The sequence below is a fragment of the Photobacterium sp. HL06 genome (assembly GCF_059552575.1).
Map to the genome: position 1 here is coordinate 223339 of NZ_CM183915.1, position 18549 is coordinate 241887.

Consider the following 18549-nt stretch of genomic DNA (forward strand, 5'->3'; position numbering starts at 1 on the left):
ATTGCGCAATCTGAACTAAACCACTTTTATTTAGTCAGACAATGCATTATTTATTATTTGACTGTTTGTTTTTTTAAAGGACATAACCAATCTATGTTAACGTCGACTTTCCAACGCCTTAAGACTTACCTGGACAGCCAGGTTATTGGTCAGCCTGATCTTGTTAAACAGTTACTAATCGCCCTGCTTGCCGATGGCCATATATTGGTTGAAGGACCACCGGGACTAGCCAAAACCCGCGCAGTAAAAGTATTGTCTGACTGTATTGAAGGCAGTTTCCACAGAATTCAGTTCACTCCCGATCTGCTTCCGGCCGATCTTACCGGTACTGATATCTTCCGCCCCGAAACGGGCGAATTTACCTTCCAACCTGGCCCGATATTCAACGCCTTGGTGCTTGCCGATGAGATCAACCGGGCTCCGGCCAAAGTTCAGGCAGCGATGCTTGAAGCAATGGCAGAAAAACAAATCACAGCAGGTCGGGAAACTTACTCTCTGCCAGAGCTGTTTTTAGTGATGGCAACGCAGAACCCTATCGAGCAGGAAGGGACCTACCCGCTACCTGAAGCCCAGCTGGACCGTTTCCTGCTGCAGCTTAACGTCGATTATCCCGATGCAGCCAGTGAGCTGGAAATTTTGCGTCTTAACCGCGGAGAAGCAATGGGCATCGACAAAGCGGAGCCTGTGCAAATCAGCCAGCGTGAAATTTTCTCGGCTCGCCAAGAAGTGTTGAACATCCATATGGCCGAGGAAGTCGAGCACTATATCATTCGCCTAACCATGGCCACCCGTCAGCCTGAGCGATACAGTGACGAGCTTGCTAGCTGGTTACAGCTGGGAGTAAGTCCACGTGCAACATTGGCCCTGGATCGCTGTGCCCGCGCCCATGCCTGGCTCAGTGGCCGCGATTTCGTCACCCCCGAAGATGTCCAGCAAATGGCCTACCCGGTATTGCGCCACCGCCTGCTGCTCAGCTATGAAGCGCAGGCTGAAGGCATTGCTGCCGATACCATTGTCAGCCAGCTTATCGCACAGGTAGCCTGCGCATGACCGAGACATCCATGACACCATCCCTACCTTCACACAGTGATGGGGTTAACCTGTGTCTGGCTGAATTGCTGCAATACAAAAACCAGTCTGTTCGTTGGCTGCCTCCTGCACAAAGTGTGTGGTCACAACTGAATGGGCAGCATATGAGCCGGAAGAAAGGCCGGGGGATGAATTTTTCGGAAGTTCGCCCCTACCAAGCAGGCGATGACATTCGTGCCATCGACTGGCGGGTGACAGCAAGAACAGGAAAAACCCACACTAAGCTATTTACCGAAGAACGCGAACAACCCGTGATGCTATTGGTTGATCTCAGCGCGAGCATGAAGTTTGGTTCTCAATTGTTACTAAAGTCGGTTCAAGCTGCCCATTTTGCCAGCCTGCTCAGCTGGCTGGCTGTCAGCGAGCAAGACCGGATCGGAGCAATCATCTATACCGGAACCAAACTGGTTGAATGCAAACCAACAGCCCGCCAGCAAGGTCCGCTTCGGGTTATCAATGCGCTGATTGATGCCCACCAAAATAACGATATAGAGCAACAACCGTTGTCTTTTTCTGCGGCCTTGAAACACCTACACCACTTGTGCCCCAAAGGTAGCGAGATTGCCATTCTCAGTGACTTCTATCAGCTCAAAGAGAGTGACAAACGCCGTTTAAGCCAACTTCGCCAGCATAACCGTATCCAGTTTGTCCAAGTCCACGATCCGCTTGAGCAGGGACACACCACCTTCAAAGGCACGGAGCATGTCGCTGATAGCAAGCAATCAGTTTGGCTGGATTTCTCAGCCAAGAAAACCCGAGAAAAGTTGAGCGAGCAGTACCTCGGCCATCAGCAGTTCATCCGCGATATGGCATTGAGTTTAGCGATCCCGCTTCATCAGGTATCTGCAGCGCTGCCACTGATGCAGCAGCTAGGTAGACAGGAGAAACGTCATGGCTGATCAAATAACGCCTAGTGATATTGCAGCATCACTGCCGCTTGCTGATGTCCACCTGCCGCCCGTTCCTGGCTTCTGGCCACTATCCTGGGGGTGGTGGCTATGTATTATAGCCACCGTCGTTGGCTTGTTTTTTTTGGTGTTCAAGCTCAGGCAGCACCTAAAACAACAGAAAGCGCGTAAGGAAGCCCTGCAACAGCTAAAAAGCCTTAATAACCCAGTACGGCTAAGCGAGATCAACCTCCTGCTGCGCCAAACGGCCATGACTTATTATTCCCGTCAGCAGGTTGCGAGCCTGACTGGCAAGCAGTGGCTCTCATTTCTTGATAACCAACTTGCAGAGAAACACCGTGGTTTTGTTGCCCTCTCAGATGACTGGCAGCAAGGGCTGTTTTCTGCTAGGGGATTAGATCAATTTGCATTTAACGAATGCTACCAGCAGGCAACATTGTGGTTGAAAAAAGCTCAGCTGCCAGCCTATGGTCAGCACCAACCATCCGCTGCGGAGGCCTCTGATGTTTGAGTTCTCGTGGCTTTGGGCATGGGTACTATTACCTCTGCCATTGTTCATCTATCGATTTTCCAAACCCGCCGTACAACCTGTGGCGATTCGTTTGCCTAAGCTTCCCGAGGGTATTGGACAGCAGCAACCAGACACCCGGTGGCGCAAGGTTATTATGGCCCTCGCATGGTGTTGCCTGTTAGGTGCCCTGGCACGGCCTATTTGGTATGGCGATCCTATCGAGATCAACCCAGAACACCGGGACATGTTGCTGGCTGTCGATCTATCAGGATCCATGTCGATCGAGGACATGGTGACATCCAGTGGTGATAATATTGATCGTCTTACCGCGGTTAAAGGGGTACTCAATGACTTCATCGGCAAGCGGAAAGGTGACCGCCTCGGCCTGGTGTTATTTGCCAATCACGCCTACTTGCAAACCCCGCTAACGTTCGACCGGAACACCGTTCAGGAGCAGCTCGGTCGCACCGTGCTCGGCCTGATCGGCCAAAGTACGGCGATTGGTGAAGGGCTCGGTATTGCCACCAAAACCTTTATTGACAGTGAAGCGCCGCAACGGGTGATCATTTTGCTCAGTGACGGGGCCAACACTGCCGGTGTGATTGATCCGAAAGAAGCCGCAGAGCTGGCAGCGAGAAGTAACGTCACCATCTATACCGTCGGTGTCGGTGCCGAAGAGATGCTCCAACGCACTTTCTTCTCGACCCGTACCGTTAACCCCTCTCAGGATTTGGACGAGAAAATGCTGACTGATATTGCCAACATGACTGGCGGTCAGTACTTCCGGGCCCGAAATCCGCAAGAGCTTGAAACTATTTACCAGTTAATCGATCAAATGGAACCTATTAATACGGCTCAGCAGACCTGGCGTCCCCGACAGGAGCTATTTCGTTACCCACTGGCAATCGCCCTGTGTCTTTCTCTGATCATTGCAATACTGAGGAGGCGTCATGGCTGATTTTACCTTTCTTCACCCTGCATGGTTTCTTGCCCTGCTTCCGCTAGGCCTATTGCTGCCTTGGTTAAAGGGAAAACAAAATACCAGTGGTCTAATTGCCCCCCACCTCGCCGAGAAACTGGGGTTAGGCCAACAACAGACCTCTACGGGTTTTATCCCTGTGTTGGGGTTCAGCTGGCTGTTAGCCGTTATTGCCCTGGCTGGTCCCAGCTGGGAAAAAACCAGCTTACCGGCCTACAGTATCTCGGGGGCCCGTGTTCTGGTTATGGACATGTCTCGCTCGATGTATGCGACAGATATTACCCCAAACCGCCTAACCCAGGCTCGCTACAAAGCGCTGGATATGTTACCTGGCTGGAAAGAAGGCAGTACCGGGCTGGTCACCTACGCTGCTGATGGGTATGTTGTCAGCCCGCTCACTCAAGATAGCAGTACGTTATCGAGCCTGATCCCCCACCTTTCTCCGGAAATTATGCCTCTCCAGGGCAGCAACGCAACTGCGGGGGTTCAGGAAGCCATCAACTTACTCAAGCAGGCCGGCCACCAGCAGGGAGACATCATTCTGATCACCGACGGTTTGACTGACAAAGAGTCATCAAACACCAGTGCATTATTAAGTGACACCAAATACCGACTCTCAATTCTTGCAGTCGGTACCCGGCAAGGAGCCCCGGTGAGAATGCCCGATGGCAGGCTGCTGACCAACAGCAAGGGAAAAACCGTCGTCGCCAAAGTTGATCTCGACGCTCTGTTGCCTCTGGTTAAGCAAACTGGTGGGCAACTACAGCTATCTCAAGCCACTAACCGTGATGTTGATAGCCTAGTGGCTGCAACGGCAAAACCCTTGGAGGATGCCAGTAAAGATAAGGAAAAAGAGCTGGAAGAGCGAGTTAACAATGGTTTCTGGCTGCTTATTCCGCTGGTGATATTGTCGATGTTTGGCTTTCGCCGTGGCGTTGTTATCACGGCTATGCTGGTGTTGATGCCCGTCGATCCTGCCTTCGCCTCACCTTGGAAGAACCAGGAACAGCTGGCATATGAGGCCTTTCAGCAAGAGAACTATGAGTCAGCCGCCGAGCAGTTTTCCACGCCTAACTGGAAAGGGGTTGCCCAGTATAAAGCGGGCAATTACCAGCAGGCTATTAAAACACTGCAGTCCCTTGACGATCTAACCTCCCGCTATAACCTTGGTAATGCCTACGCCCGAGCGGGTGAGTTTGAAAAAGCGATCGATAGCTATCAATCCGTACTCGATGAAGATACCCATCATACGGATGCCAAAAAGAACCTAGAGTTAGTGAAACAGGCTCTTGAACAGCAGCAACAGCAACAGCAACCTGATGACAACAAAGACTCCAGCCAAGAGCAATCTTCAGACGAGCAGCAAAATAGTCAACAGTCAGATAATCAGCAGAATCAGCAGAATCAGCAGAATCAGCAGAATCAGCAGAATCAGCAGAATCAGCAGAATCAGCAGAATCAGCAGAATGATGACAGCGAGAGCAAGGACTCACAACAGCCAAGCAAAAGTGAGCAAGCTAATAAGCAACAATCGCAAAATGCTCAAAATGACCAGAACCAGCCAGACCAGCAGCCCGCCTCACCGGAGCAACAAGATCAGAGCTTGGAGCCTGAAAAACAACCAGATGAAACTCAACAAACGAAAGCAGGTCAGCAACAGCAAGAAACACAAGATAACGAGGAGCCCCAGCAAAGTGCACAGTCGCATAGTGCCCAAGAGCCGCAAAGCTCACTGTCGGCCAGCGACCCGGTACTAAAAAAACTGGAGCAAGTACCTGATGATACCAGTGCATTGATCCGTGCCCAACTGATGCTTCAGGCTCGTCAGAAACAAGCTCCCCAAGCGACTGAAAATTCATGGTAATACTTAAAATGGATATGATGAAGAACACTCCCACTCCCCGTTCCGGCTCGAATAGCCGTATGACACGGCTTATCTGGAGCCTATTGGCCATGTTGGCGCTCATGCAGCCTTCATTTGCCAGTGCGGCACAGGCCGTCGCCACAGTCTCTAAAAACATTGTCGCCGTGAATGAAGTTTTCCAGCTAACGATTGCTATTGATGACAACGTAAATACCAGTGCGTTGGACTTATCCCCGCTTGAAGACCATTTTAGTTATGGTCGGCCAAGCGTTAGCAGTGGCACAACGATGATCAATGGTGTGGTCACCCGCAGTACCGAATGGAAAATCGCCCTAGCCGCAAAAGAAGTCGGTGAATTTACCATCCCGAGCTTTCGCATCGGTGCCACGACATCCGATCCTATCAAGATCACCTCACTGAAAAGCAGCAATGCCAACAACCAGAACTCGAACCAACCCGATATCAAAGTCGATTACGATATCGATAAAGACCAACTGTATGTGGGTGAGAGCATCCGCTATACGGTACGGATCCGTATTGGTGAGCAGATGAGTCAGGCAACCTTAGTGGCTCCATCGGGTGATGGCCTGGAAGTAAAACAAATCGGGGATGATCGCCAGGCAGAGCCGGTATTAAATGGCCGCCGTTACCTGGTTATTACCCGTGACTACCAAATTACGGCCAGCAAAGCAGGTACAATTCTACTGCGTGGTGCCGAGTTCAGGGGCAATGTAGTCAAAAGTGGCCGTGGATTTGGCTCCACCCTGCGGATCCCGGTAGCAAAACAAACTGAAAGCCTTAACCTGGATATCAAAGATAAACCTTCCAGCTACAAAGGCCTTTGGATTCCCACCCAAGACTTACAGCTGGAACAGCAGTGGCAACCGGATAGCCAAGAGATCCGAGTAGGAGATCCACTAACCCGCACTATCACTCTGCGCATTAAGAATGCAGAGCAAAGCAGTATGCCTAACCTGGAATTGCAGTACCCTGACAAGGTGAAAGTCTATAATGAAAAGCCGGTGTACAGCACTGTCAATGGCTACACCGTCATGACATTCAAGCAAGTGCTCCTACCGCGGGAAAAAGGCGACCTTAACTTGCCTGCGCTATCAATCAACTGGTGGAACACCGATACCAGTCAACAGGAGACCAGTCATATCGATGGACTAGAGGTAACTGTACTGCCTGGCGATAACATCAATAACAGTATTAACCTGCCGTTGCTCTCTGAGCCAACATCAGCCCCAGACAAGACAGAGAGCTCTGGGGCCGCCAACATACAAGTCGTAACTGATTCAGGGTGGTGGCCGTGGCTAACGGCTCTATTTGCTGGATTGTGGATACTCACGACAGTGTTATGGCTAAAAGCCCGTGCGCCTCAACAGCTAGCAAGCAATAGCGAGTTGCAAAAAACCAAAGTGACACCTTTGATGGGGATGAAACAGGCAGTCAAAAACAAACAACCGATCCAGGTACAGGCTTATTATCAGCGGTGGTCACAGAGTAACCCTGACCATCCCCAGCAAGAGCAACTGTACCAGGCAGTTAACGCGATGATGGCTGCGCATTTTGGTAAGCAACCTGAAAAGTGGGATAACACCGACCTACTACAACTGCTTCAGTCTATTAGCCAAGCTGGAAAGCATACGGGAAAAAGAGGTGCTAAATTATCGGCTCTGGCCCCCCTGGTTCCTGAAAAATGACCTAGACCTATTTACATAACCAATACATCAATGAAGGAAGGTCGCAGCTAATGCGAGCTTCCTTTTTTAACATTTCCCATCGTTGTCAAAACCATTTGTTAACGTATTTTTTCACTCAAATCCTGTATTGAAAGTGATATATAGCACTAGGCAAAAAAAATGTTAATAGTGCGTTAACCGAAAGTTTGTGAAAAGAAAGGTGGAAAAATATCGTATTTCCTGTTAAAAAATGTTTCGGAAGCAAGATATAATCCTTCCAGACATATAATAAAATTATGCAGGATGTACTATGAATCAATCACAGCCCTTTTTAGCCCGAGTCGCGAGTGGGAGTCTGGTTATCCAGATCCTCATCGGTATCGTCGCCGGTATCCTTATCGCATCCGTTTCTCCTGAGTCTGCTGTTAAAGTTGGCTTCCTTGGAGGACTGTTCGTCAGTGCACTGAAAGCAGTTGCACCTATTCTTGTCTTCATCTTGGTTGCATCATCGATTGCAAACCAGAAGAAAGGCGCCCACACCAACATGCGACCAATCATCATTCTGTACCTATTTGGTACACTGATGGCCGCACTAACCGCTGTTACCATGAGTTTTCTTTTCCCGACCACTCTAACTCTGGTAGCAAGTGCAACAGGTGCTACTCCACCTGAAGGCATCACTGAAGTTTTGAATACGCTGCTATTTAAAATTGTTGATAACCCTGTAAATGCACTGATGACAGGTAACTTCATCGGTATTCTTGCCTGGGCTATCGCTCTTGGCTTTGCTCTACACCAGGCAAGCGATGCGACTAAGCAAGTTTTCCATGATGTTTCAAATGGCATCACGCTGATTGTTCGCTTCGTGATCCGCCTAGCTCCAATCGGTATCTTTGGCCTTGTTGCCAACACATTTGCCGAGACTGGTTTTGCCGCGATTGCAAGCTATGGCCACCTACTGGGTGTACTACTTGGCTCAATGCTAATCATTGCCTTGGTTGTCAACCCACTGATTGTTTTCTACAAAACAAAAGAAAACCCATACCCGCTGGTACTTCGCTGTATTCGTGAAAGTGGTATTACGGCATTCTTCACGCGTAGTTCAGCAGCTAACATCCCAGTAAACATGCAATTATGTAAAAACTTAGACCTGCATGAAGATACTTACTCTGTATCGATTCCTCTGGGCGCAACCATTAACATGGCTGGTGCCGCGATTACTATCACGGTTCTAACACTAGCAGCTGTACACACTATGGGTGTTCAGGTTGATGTTGCGACAGCTGTACTGCTAAGTGTTGTTGCTGCGGTATCGGCATGTGGTGCATCGGGTGTTGCTGGTGGTTCTCTACTATTGATCCCACTGGCTTGTAGCCTGTTTGGTATTCCGAATGATGTGGCGATGCAGGTTGTTGCTGTTGGCTTCATTATCGGTGTTATCCAGGATTCTGCTGAAACAGCACTGAACAGTTCAACAGACGTTATCTTTACAGCTGCTGCATGTAAGGCTGTAGAAGCAAAGGAAGCTGCAACTGAAACAGCGTAGTCTTAATCTGTCATTTTCTTGATAGATACAGAAAAGGCAGCCAACTGGCTGCCTTTTTTTAATTATTTCGTGTTAATACCTAACCTATAATCCCCAACAAGAAAGCCGGACCACGACCAACCTTCTCTGTCAAAATTTGAGGCTTATACCAATCTGGATAAGTAGATTGGTATTATTTGTTAAGGTCTTCAAGTTGCTCAGTCAGCTCGCCAGCTTTATCAGAAACCTGATCTTTTGCAGCTTCAAACATGTCCTGGACTTCTTCCGCCGGACGGGAATTAACGACATCTTCAATCTGATCTTTGTAGGTCACACCAATATAAATACCGATACCAACTAGCGCTAACATAATATATTTCAACATATATTTTCTCTTTTATTCGAGTTATACCAAGTACAACGATTATACACAGCAGTCGATTACTTTGCTTGAACACGACCATAAAAAACAGCCTCTTCAGAGGCTAACGCCATTCACTTAAAGTGAGCGACATTTTTATATCTGGCATATCGTTGTGGCCTTGGTTTCCAGTTGTTGATGACATCGAGAGCTTGAGAAACGTGCAAAAAAACCGAGTGTATGAATACACTCGGATTTTGACATCCTAAGAGGATCGTTCAACCGATCATTTCTGTCTTAACTGATCGGTATTACAGTATTACCGCCTTTTTAATATTTCCAGCGAGTCTACTTAGATTTAGGCTGAACATACTTACGATTGCCGTCAACGATGGCGACATCACGAATAAAATTAATACCGAGCACTATGCCCTTGCCTGCCGTAAGTGCAAACTCTGTCAGCTCATTAAGTTCGCCAAGCTTAGCTCGCAACTTAACCACAGCCTGACGTTCTTTACTGCCATTTTTACCTTTCAACCAGCGCTCCACTGGCAGCTCAACGGATTGCCCACTGGTCTTAAATTTGATCCAGTCACTCCCGTCTCTTTCAAACTCCTGGATGTCTGAGACACCTATGGTAGAAAGTTTCACATCTGAGTCTACTTTCACTCTGACATGCAGCTTGGCAGGGTCTAACCAAACCCACTCTTCAGCACCCAGAATCAGCTTGCCGTCCTGGGTTTTGGTTACTACCGGAACAGGCTCCGGTTTAGGTTCGGGTTTTGGCTCCGGTTTCACTTCCGGCTCAGGTTGTGGAAACGGTATAACCTCTGGCTCTATGGGTTCTGATACTATCGGCTCGCCAGGCCTCACATCTCCACCAATATCCGGCTCAGGTTTTGGTTCTGGCTCACGAGTAACTTGCTGTGCGCAGCCAACTAATAAGACCGCCGTAATACAAGCTGCAATTGTTCTCATTCTGTTACACCCTAACACGTTCCAATACCACAATAATATGCTGATAAATCATTCACTAGCAAGTGCTACCTCTGGGCATAGGTCTCGTTAAACTGATTTACCTTAGATAACAGCCACCGTTCGTCATACCAGCCGATATTCCGGCTGTGCTTGGCATCATCCCATAAACTAAGGAACCAGCGCCTAAACTCAAAGCCATCAGCGAGAGTCACTTTTTCCTGGTAACGTTCGACTAACTTCAAGTCAGGCCGTACATCATAAAGATGGAAAAGATCAAATTCACGGTGTTTAAAACCAACATCACACGGATCAAGAATAGCAGCGACTTTAAACGTTCTCGGGTTGAAGAGTACATTGCCGACATGGCAGTCATCATGTATTAGCGATGAATTCGTGTTTATCGGAGACAGGATTTCTTCTTTTTTCTCCCACATAGATACATAAGCATCTTTTAGCTTCGACGAAAAAGGCGAGCAGTCACTTAGCACATAGCGTAATACCGGCTCCATCCAACTTTCAAATGCCTTGATCTGACATTGTTCGAACTTATCTTCACCAATCTCAAAACCTTGCTCTGATTGGTGCTCATGAAGTGCCAACAACAAATCGGTATAATTTTCACGAAAACGTTCTAATGCCAAAGGTTCGTTAGGTAACTCATAGGCAGGCAAGCCATCTAACCACTCTAGCACTAAATAATCATGCCCATCTTCCCGACCAAAGAATAAGACTTCAGGTACAGAACAATCAAACTTATTAGCTAAACGAGATAACCCCCTAATTTCTTTGGCCAACCGGCCAATCTCTCTGGAGAACTTTACAACAACCTTTCCTTTCGGTGATGCTGCAAATACAACCCAACCATAAAATGATTCCTGAATATGACACAGTTCAGGTCGCTGGCCATACATAGTCTGATAGGCAATTTCAGCTATTTGCTTGAGCCGAGGTTGATTCATTAACACCCCTTTTGTTTTTGTAGAAACTGGATTTACCCAGCCCCGTATTCCTTGTGCAAATACAATTTCGACAGTTACTAGATTTAGCCTTATCTATCACAACTAGAGTGCAACAAACGGCACATTGTCGCTAGAGATTTGGGTCAAAATAGTAAATTATGAGTACATTCTCTCACTAAAATGTATATATCAATTTCAACAAGTACAAAAAACGCACGTTTAAATAAAGGTGAGGGTTTATTGTGAAAAGAATTTAGAAAGTGGCTAATTGCTAACCCCCCATCACAACTTGCTTTAAAGACATTTGGTATTCACTACAAGCATGAGAGGAGGGCAAGAATAAATAAGAGAGATGCTGCGAAAATGCACAGCACCCTATTGTTGAATCGCAATACCGATAGCTTCGGCAAGCTGATTCAATTGTTCTTCATTATCTAGACGGACTGACCAGTTAACACCACTTCCCGTTGCTGTCACCACATTAGCCCCTCCAATTAAAGTCACGTCATCAACCTGTGACTGTAATGAGGCACGGGCATTGCCATCGAGACGAACAACAAGCTCATGCTGGTTGGCAATAATACGGCCTTCTGAAAATACTAAGTTCATCGATTATTCTTAATTCTTTTTATGCTTCATTACTGCCATTGTCAGGCGACTTGTGCACACCAAACGCCCACGTTCTTCGGTGATTTCTATCTGCCAAACCTGTGTTGTGGCGCCTAGGTGAACAGGCTTCGCAGTCCCTTTGACAAGGCCGCTCCGAACTGCCCTAACATGGTTCGCATTGATATCAAGCCCAACACAATACTTGCCTTCATTAACACACATGTTAGCCGCCAGCGAGCCTAGCGTTTCAGCCAATACGACGGATGCGCCGCCATGGAGCATTCCTAATGGCTGGTGAGTTCTGCCATCAACTGGCATCATTGCACTCAGGCTATTATCGTCAAAGTCACAGTACTCAATACCCAGATGCTCGACCAGTGTGTCCACAGACGTCTGGTTCAAGCTATCCAACGTAAAAGCTTTCTTCCAAATACTCATGAAGTTACCCTTAGTTCGCAATAAAGAAAGAATAACACTCCCGCCTCTGCTCTACTACAAACAATGTCCCTGCCGTAGTATGATCGAACCATTAGTATTTCCTATAATTGAATGGAAGGAGTCATTCAAATGAATCACTTTCAACCTTTACTTACCACTGCACTTTTCGCATCGGTCATAACGCTAACAGCCTGTTCTAGTTCGCCAACAGGTCGCCAGCAAGTACTGCTTTTTTCTAATCAGGATATGTCTCGGCTTGGCGCCCAATCTTTCGAGCAATTGAAAGAGCAAGAAACAATCAACCGCGACCACAAAACCAACCAGTATGTTCAATGTGTCACCAATGCACTCACCACGAAACTAGGCCCAAGTAGCGGTTTCGGCCAATGGGAAGTAGTGGTTTTTGATAGTGAACAAGTCAATGCTTTCGCTCTGCCTGGGGGCAAAATTGGCGTGTATACCGGATTACTCGATGTGGCAACAAACCAAGATCAGCTTGCAACAGTAATTGGTCATGAAATCGGCCACGTGATGGCCCAGCATAGTAATGAACGCCTGTCACGCAGCCAGCTGGCTGATGTCGGCCTACAACTTTCGAGCATGGCGATAAGCGGCACCGATTACCACGATGCCGCCATGGCAGGACTCGGCCTCGGTGTACAATATGGGGTTCTGATGCCCTATGGCCGCGCGCAGGAGTCGGAATCAGACATCATTGGCTTACGTCTGATGGCTGAGGCAGGCTTTAATCCGAATGAAAGTGTCAGCTTGTGGAAGAATATGGCCAAAGCATCCGGTGGTGGCCAGCCTCCAGAGCTTCTATCTACTCACCCATCCCACTCAACACGTATTGATGATCTGAGAGCTGAAATAAGCCGCCTTCCGAGTTACAACACCAGTCGGCCTGAATGCCGGATCTAAGTGCATTCTGCTAAAAAAAGCGCCCAACGGCGCTTTTTTTCGCTCAATGCATGCTATTTTGTTAGCTCAAAGCCAGGTGTATAGACTTCTACACGACGGTTTTTAGCTCGACCGGCTTCGGTATCATTGGGGGCAAGAGGCTCAGTTTCACCTCGACCCTGTGCAATAACGCGGCTTTTATTGATACCAAAATGTGCCCCTAAATAGCCTGCCACCATAGCAGCACGCTCTTCTGACAACTTCTGGTTATAGTCTTCAGCTCCTCGGCTATCGGTATGGCCAACAACATACAATTTGGTCTCTGGGTACTCCACCAATCGTTGAGCAATCGGCTGAACCAATTCAATATCTGATTGGGATAAGGTATTACTATCAAAAGCAAACGGCAGATTCACACTAAGTGCTTTCACTTTCATGACTTCTGGTTCAACAGGCACGGGATCGGGCATAGGTTCAGGCTCAGGTTCGATAATCGCTACCGGAGCCGGGGCGCCCCAATAGTACACCAAGCTAAAGCCATAGAAGTGAATATCACTCTCGCCAGGCTTACTGCCTCCTACCTGGTTATAATACTGGTATTCAATACGGGTAGATAAATCATCATTGAAAAAGTATTCTGCACCCACACCCGCCGTTGGAGCAAGGCCGTTATCATCTTGGTTATTCACCTCATTATCGGCATCAAATATATAGCCGCCAAGCTTACCAAACACATCCAATTCTCGTGTGGCCGACCACGTGAATTTACCAACCAGATCTAACCCGTGGACCTCAAAACCACTATTGCCATTTTTGAAGTCAGCCTGGCCCAAATAGGTATACCCACCCTCGACACCAAGCCAAGAGTTATAGTTGTAGCCGATAAAAGCACCGCCACCCCAGTCATCACGCTCAAAGTTGCTTTCCGCGCCGTCTAAAGCACCATCAAAACTATCGTAGTTTGTACCACCAATACGTGCACCTACATACCATGGGTTATCTGTTGCAGCATGAACAACTCCCGAGATTAATAATGCTAATGGAAGAATTTTGTAAATTTTTGTCATATCTAGATATCCCTATTATTTGTTCTTTTTTGCCACTACCACTTTATTGTTTAGAACTGAATGTGACTTTTTACAAGGGATATACAACTAAAGGCTGAGAAAACTCTCCTATATATCAACAAAAAAGAAAGGGGTACTGATTAAATTGATAGGAAAGGTTAACGCTAAGGCACCTATTAACTATCATTGAATAAAAACCAGTTTAAGAGGAATAAAAAAGCTCATACCAATGAGCTTTTTTGTGGTAATCATTTATCTGTAATACGCCCTTCAGCTAATGCTTCGGCCGTTGCGTCTTCAACCGCCATAAAAAGGTAATCAACATCCCCTTTAGGTGATGTCATCGGATTCAAAGTGACATTCTGATACATGAAAGGGGCTTGCTGAGTAATCGGTCTGACATTGCGGCACTTAAACAAATAAGGGCGTTGACGCCAGATCAAGAAGCTTCGGCAACCCAATTCAAAAACTGGTTTTGATTTTGCGGTAAACCACTCAGACGGGATCTCAGGGAAAACCTCAAATAGGTTCTTGCCAATCGTCTCATGAGCCTGTTTTCCGCTATGGTGGATCATAAAGCCATTCCAGACATGGATGGTAAAGTCTTTATCAAGTACAACAAGGCCAACATCGACATGCTGCACCATATCAACCATCCAGTGAAATTGTTCAAATTCAGCAGGTAAAGAAAACATGCTTAGTCCTCATCCATCAAGTATGACAATTTGTTATCGAGCAAAGGTAGTGACTCGTCTACAAACATCAGTAATAAATCACATTTGATTTCTGTGTCCTCAATGCCGTAGCTCACTTCAAATGTCATGGTCCTACGCCAGTTACCTTCTGTTTGCTCAATCATGTTCTCGATCGGCATATGCTGGCCTAGCAAAACCGGATGACTTTGGAAGAATTTGACTTCAGCCTGCTGCCCTAACCCCTTAAGAAAAGAGCCAACAAGAATATTGCTGACATCCATCAGCAACTCTAGTTCTGAATCACACTCTGTTTCTACCGGGTATTTCATCATTGCCATGAGATCCTTCACACTAGAATCACTGAGCAGTACCAATGCTTCACCAGCAATGCCTTCCCCGCTGAAGCCTTGGCAGATCCCGGACATTGCACTATTGCTGGCAAGGTGTCGCATGGTCATATGAAGTTCACTCACTTCAAAGACATTCACATTCGGTAGAGGTAAATTGACGAAAACGTCAAAGTGACGTGCCAGCGAATCGGCTGCCCGGCCAATAGCGACATTAGCCACCTCTAGGTAGACATCACGGCGACGAAGCGCCGGTGTGGTGACTCGCTGGATAACCGTATCTAATTCTACCGGTTCAGCTGGGATCAACGCTTTGAGCAGCGTTTTTAAGTGGGCTTTATCAACAGGTTTCTTTAAGAAATCTATCGCCCCAAGAGCTTTTACGCGTGCCTGTGCCTGTGGCTGGATATCGCCCGACACCACAATAACGTTTATTTCTATCCCTTGTTGGTTGATAGCCTCTAATGTCTGGTACCCGTCCATTTCTGGCATCGTAAGATCCAAGAACATTAGGGCAAACTTTTCTTTCTTAAGGTGCTGTAATGCTTCCAATCCATTAACAGCAAAAGTGACTTCAGCATTCAGTGAACTAGGTAAAGCCCGTGCCATTTGCTTTCGAGCTAATGCCGAGTCATCACAAATCAAAATTGAAGTAGCCATGCGAGCTCCTTGGCGCTTCTTATCTGTCGGAGCGCTGCTATTATTCTTTTGAAATTAAACTTTCATCGCGATAATAACAGTAGAAGCCACACGGGTCTGCCGAAATATGCTGCCAGCACTTATTCCTACTATCATTAGGCACCGATATCACCTTGTGACAACGTCACTAAGCTAGAACAACGCTTGTTAGCATCTGCCTCTATGGGATCACTGTTCTCTTTTCTTATGGCAACAAAATTTACATTTACAATGTAAATATAAAGTTTAAAACCATTAATTTGTTATCCCACACACGGTAAGTGTTTAAAACGTGATCGAGGCAAAGTAGAATGCTAACCATTATCACGGTATGACTTAAAGCGGCTTATCAGCAAAATATGAATGTTAATGGTTCCCACGATACTGACAGTCAACAACCTTTCAAGGTCGGTATTGTCGGTGGTGGTATAGCTGGATCAACGATAGCTCTCCGTTTAGCGGAGCTTGGTATCCAAGTAGAATTATTTGAAGAAGGTGCCAGCCTGGTTAACGGCCCACCCATTTGCCATTTACATGCAGGTGGGAACCTATACCGCGAGATTTCTGATCAACAGTGCCTGACCCTACTCGAAGAGTCGATCAATACACTTCGGGTATTCCCCCACACCGCCAACAACCGGCCAACCGTTATTGCCGTGCCTGAGCGCGATCCCGGTGAGCCTGAAGCACTTTTCTCTCGCCTGACATTACTGCAAGATACTTATCGTGCACTCATCAAAAACGATGAGCAGAATCTGATGCTCGGAGACCCCGAGCACTACTATAAACTCTATTACCGGGAAGAGCTGGAGCGACTGGCTACTTGCTCGATCCCCTCTGAGCCTGCCTCACTCGATGACTGGATGATCCCAGTTGCCAAAAACTTGAATTTAAATGAATTTAAGTTTCCGCTTATTTTGGTACAGGAGTATGGGCTGAGTGTATTCCGCCTAGCGGCTACTGCCAATTTAGCCCTTGAACAATTGCCTTCATGCAATGTAAATACAAGAGCTAAAGTTATCGACATTCAACAAAATGCCGATAACCACATTTGGTCAGTTTCTTATCAGCTGCATGATGAAACGCTTAACGATCATATCACTCATTCCGTTGATGTTGATTACCTGATCAATGCCTGCGGCTACCGTACGGGAACACTCGATGACATGGCCAACCTGCCCCGCCAGCGAATGGTAGAATTCAAAGCTGCCTATGTTACCCACTGGGCGGAATGCGAAGGTACCTGGCCTGAAGTCATCTTCCATGGTGAGCGTGGTACGCCTAATGGGATGGCCCAACTGACCCCTTACCCTGACGGATTTTTTCAGCTCCACGGCATGACAGAGGACATCACTCTGTTTAGGAGCGGCCTTGCCTGCAGTACAGCTAAAAGTGCCCAACCCGAGCTAGGTCAATCATTCATTCAAAAACTCAAGCACGGCTGGAAAAACACCGACATTGATACCCGGACAGACAGAGCTATTCAACATATGGCCCAGTTCGTACCGGCATATCACTCTGCCAGTGTCGGTGGAAAACCGTTATTCGGGGCACAGCAAATCCCTGGAGGCGATCCCTCCCTCAGGGCGGCTGATATCTCTTTCGCTGGAAAACGCTATGCCCGTACTGAAATTGTCAAAGCATCTTCTGCACTTTCTGCTGCTGATGGCGTTGTCCAAGAGTTGCTAAAAGAAGGCCTGCTGATGGCTTCCGATGGTTTAAGTCAACCTCTGGAACAGCTACTCCCGGTTACATCGGGACTAAATCAAGACGCTGTCCTCACCAAGGCCGAGAAACTGGCATCTGAAAGGGATTACCCACCAGCCCTTGCACGTTTAGTCCGGTTTGAAATGCGTTAGCGTTAATAATATAAGTACACAATAACGGCTTATTACAATGAGCCGTTATTGATAAAACACCGCCAGCCAGACAGTCTCTTGGTCTGGAGCCGTCCATAAAACTTGATGGCGTTGATGAGCGAGAATATTGAGGTAGTCACCTTCTTTCAAATGTACTTCATGGTTATTCTCTTCAAACCGTATTCTGGCTTCCCCTTTTAGTACTAGAACCCATTCATGCTCATCTTGATCGTACCACTCATCCGCAGGTGTCGTATGGCCTTTGGAGATAATTCGCTCTATACGGACCGTCGATGTCTTGACGATGTCTTCAAATACTTCTGCAGGCAACTCGGCAGGTATATTCTCCAATAAATTCATATCCCCTCCTTGTAAGAATAAAAAAGGCGGGTATTACCCCGCCTCTGCAATGCACCGTTCAATTAAAGCTGATTATTTTTTTGGCAAGTTAATCTCAATTTTTTTGTTCAGTGTTTCCAGTTCAGTTCTGAGTGCTGTCAATTGTGCCTCTTCCTCGGCGACAGCTGTCATCTTGGCATCATACTTGTCACAATCTGCCTGGGAGACCCAATTCCAGCTGGTACCTGACTTGAACTCGTCACAAGCCTGCTTAAAATCTTTTGCCACCCGCTTGGCTTTCTTGACATCAGCTTCCGCCTGAGCAACCTGTTTTTGCAGCAACAGCTGCTGCTGGTAAAGCTCTTTTGAATGGGTCAACACCACTTGCTGCTTTTCCGCAGTTGTTTCCAGCTCAACGACTTTTGTATCCAGCTTCTTCTTGGTCACCGTCAGCTTTTTCTGCTGCTGCTTCAACTGGGCTAGCTGCTTCTCAAAATCAACTTTCTGTTGCTCAAGCTCAGCTTGTTTCTGAGCCAATTGCTCGAAAGCATCTTCAAGCTCTAGTGCCTTTTGGGTTTCAAAGGCTTCGAAACTCTCCTGAATAGCCTGCCGCTTTTCATCCAGCAGGGCATTTTTTTGTAATAGCAGTTCATACTCTTCTTGGCTGGGGCCGGGATTACGATTCCACACGGCTGAAGCTAAAATGCTTCCCAGCACAAAACCAACCACGAGTGAAACTTTCCAAGATGACATCATAC

At 47.2% G+C, this 18549-nt stretch carries 19 protein-coding genes; 9 read left to right on the forward strand and 10 right to left on the reverse strand.

Annotated features, from left to right (window positions below):
- Nucleotides 1-93 precede the first annotated feature (93 nt).
- The 7 genes from AC51G0_RS19585 (at nucleotide 94) to sstT (ending at nucleotide 8582) form a co-directional block, all read left to right on the forward strand.
- Nucleotides 94-1050, forward strand: coding sequence for an AAA family ATPase (locus AC51G0_RS19585; protein WP_496303324.1), 957 nt, complete (start codon nucleotides 94-96; stop codon nucleotides 1048-1050).
- Nucleotides 1047-1988 (forward strand): DUF58 domain-containing protein, encoded by a 942-nt coding sequence (locus AC51G0_RS19590; protein ID WP_496303325.1) that lies wholly within the window; start codon nucleotides 1047-1049, stop codon nucleotides 1986-1988. Before AC51G0_RS19585 ends, AC51G0_RS19590 begins: the two co-directional genes overlap by 4 nt.
- Nucleotides 1981-2508, forward strand: a complete 528-nt coding sequence (locus AC51G0_RS19595; protein ID WP_496303326.1) for a DUF4381 domain-containing protein — start codon at nucleotides 1981-1983, stop codon at nucleotides 2506-2508. Before AC51G0_RS19590 ends, AC51G0_RS19595 begins: the two co-directional genes overlap by 8 nt.
- On the forward strand, nucleotides 2501-3466 hold the full coding sequence (locus tag AC51G0_RS19600) for a vWA domain-containing protein (protein WP_496303327.1): 966 nt from the start codon (nucleotides 2501-2503) through the stop codon (nucleotides 3464-3466). The genes AC51G0_RS19595 and AC51G0_RS19600 overlap by 8 nt, the downstream gene beginning before the upstream one ends.
- Nucleotides 3459-5351 (forward strand): vWA domain-containing protein, encoded by a 1893-nt coding sequence (locus AC51G0_RS19605; protein WP_496303328.1) that lies wholly within the window; start codon nucleotides 3459-3461, stop codon nucleotides 5349-5351. Before AC51G0_RS19600 ends, AC51G0_RS19605 begins: the two co-directional genes overlap by 8 nt.
- A complete protein-coding gene (locus AC51G0_RS19610) occupies nucleotides 5345-7057 on the forward strand; it encodes a BatD family protein (protein WP_496303329.1) in 1713 nt (570 codons plus the stop codon). Before AC51G0_RS19605 ends, AC51G0_RS19610 begins: the two co-directional genes overlap by 7 nt.
- Nucleotides 7058-7346: 289 nt before the next feature.
- Nucleotides 7347-8582 carry a serine/threonine transporter SstT gene (gene sstT, locus AC51G0_RS19615; RefSeq protein ID WP_496303330.1) on the forward strand — a complete coding sequence of 412 codons (1236 nt, stop codon included), beginning with the start codon at nucleotides 7347-7349 and terminating at the stop codon, nucleotides 8580-8582.
- A gap of 172 nt (nucleotides 8583-8754) precedes the next feature.
- Here the strand turns inward: sstT and AC51G0_RS19620 are convergent, their stop codons facing one another.
- The 5 genes from AC51G0_RS19620 to AC51G0_RS19640 form a co-directional block, all read right to left on the reverse strand.
- Entirely contained in the window at nucleotides 8755-8946 is a 192-nt protein-coding gene (locus AC51G0_RS19620; protein ID WP_496303331.1) for a YtxH domain-containing protein, read from the reverse strand.
- A 324-nt stretch (nucleotides 8947-9270) separates the two neighbouring features.
- Nucleotides 9271-9900 (reverse strand): putative ATP-dependent zinc protease, encoded by a 630-nt coding sequence (locus tag AC51G0_RS19625; protein WP_496303332.1) that lies wholly within the window; start codon nucleotides 9898-9900, stop codon nucleotides 9271-9273.
- Nucleotides 9901-9965: 65 nt separating this feature from the next.
- Nucleotides 9966-10859, reverse strand: coding sequence for a phosphotransferase (locus tag AC51G0_RS19630; RefSeq protein ID WP_496303333.1), 894 nt, complete (start codon nucleotides 10857-10859; stop codon nucleotides 9966-9968).
- Nucleotides 10860-11234: 375 nt separating this feature from the next.
- On the reverse strand, nucleotides 11235-11468 hold the full coding sequence (locus AC51G0_RS19635) for a DUF3389 domain-containing protein (RefSeq protein ID WP_496303334.1): 234 nt from the start codon (nucleotides 11466-11468) through the stop codon (nucleotides 11235-11237).
- 9 nt (nucleotides 11469-11477) lie between these two features.
- On the reverse strand, nucleotides 11478-11906 hold the full coding sequence (locus tag AC51G0_RS19640; RefSeq protein ID WP_496303335.1) for a hotdog fold thioesterase: 429 nt from the start codon (nucleotides 11904-11906) through the stop codon (nucleotides 11478-11480).
- A gap of 129 nt (nucleotides 11907-12035) precedes the next feature.
- Here AC51G0_RS19640 and AC51G0_RS19645 point away from each other — a divergent pair, with 129 nt between their 5' ends.
- A complete protein-coding gene (locus AC51G0_RS19645; protein ID WP_496303336.1) occupies nucleotides 12036-12827 on the forward strand; it encodes a M48 family metallopeptidase in 792 nt (263 codons plus the stop codon).
- 53 nt (nucleotides 12828-12880) lie between these two features.
- Here the strand turns inward: AC51G0_RS19645 and AC51G0_RS19650 are convergent, their stop codons facing one another.
- The 3 genes from AC51G0_RS19650 to AC51G0_RS19660 form a co-directional block, all read right to left on the reverse strand.
- The gene (locus tag AC51G0_RS19650) at nucleotides 12881-13873 is read right to left on the reverse strand and encodes an OmpA family protein (RefSeq protein WP_496303337.1); all 993 of its coding nucleotides are present in this window, start codon (nucleotides 13871-13873) and stop codon (nucleotides 12881-12883) included.
- 248 nt (nucleotides 13874-14121) lie between these two features.
- Entirely contained in the window at nucleotides 14122-14568 is a 447-nt protein-coding gene (locus tag AC51G0_RS19655; protein WP_496303338.1) for a PAS domain-containing protein, read from the reverse strand.
- Nucleotides 14569-14570: 2 nt separating this feature from the next.
- On the reverse strand, nucleotides 14571-15575 hold the full coding sequence (locus AC51G0_RS19660) for a response regulator (RefSeq protein WP_496303339.1): 1005 nt from the start codon (nucleotides 15573-15575) through the stop codon (nucleotides 14571-14573).
- Between the two features lie 377 nt (nucleotides 15576-15952).
- On the opposite strand from AC51G0_RS19660, the gene AC51G0_RS19665 reads away from it, so the two are divergent.
- Nucleotides 15953-17452, forward strand: coding sequence for an NAD(P)-binding protein (locus AC51G0_RS19665; RefSeq protein ID WP_496303340.1), 1500 nt, complete (start codon nucleotides 15953-15955; stop codon nucleotides 17450-17452).
- Nucleotides 17453-17497: 45 nt separating this feature from the next.
- On the opposite strand, the gene AC51G0_RS19670 is transcribed toward AC51G0_RS19665, so the two are convergent.
- Together AC51G0_RS19670 and AC51G0_RS19675 are read right to left on the reverse strand one after the other, a co-directional pair.
- A complete protein-coding gene (locus AC51G0_RS19670; protein WP_496303341.1) occupies nucleotides 17498-17812 on the reverse strand; it encodes a cupin domain-containing protein in 315 nt (104 codons plus the stop codon).
- Between the two features lie 72 nt (nucleotides 17813-17884).
- A complete protein-coding gene (locus AC51G0_RS19675) occupies nucleotides 17885-18547 on the reverse strand; it encodes a chromosome segregation ATPase (RefSeq protein ID WP_496303342.1) in 663 nt (220 codons plus the stop codon).
- Nucleotides 18548-18549 lie beyond the last annotated feature (2 nt).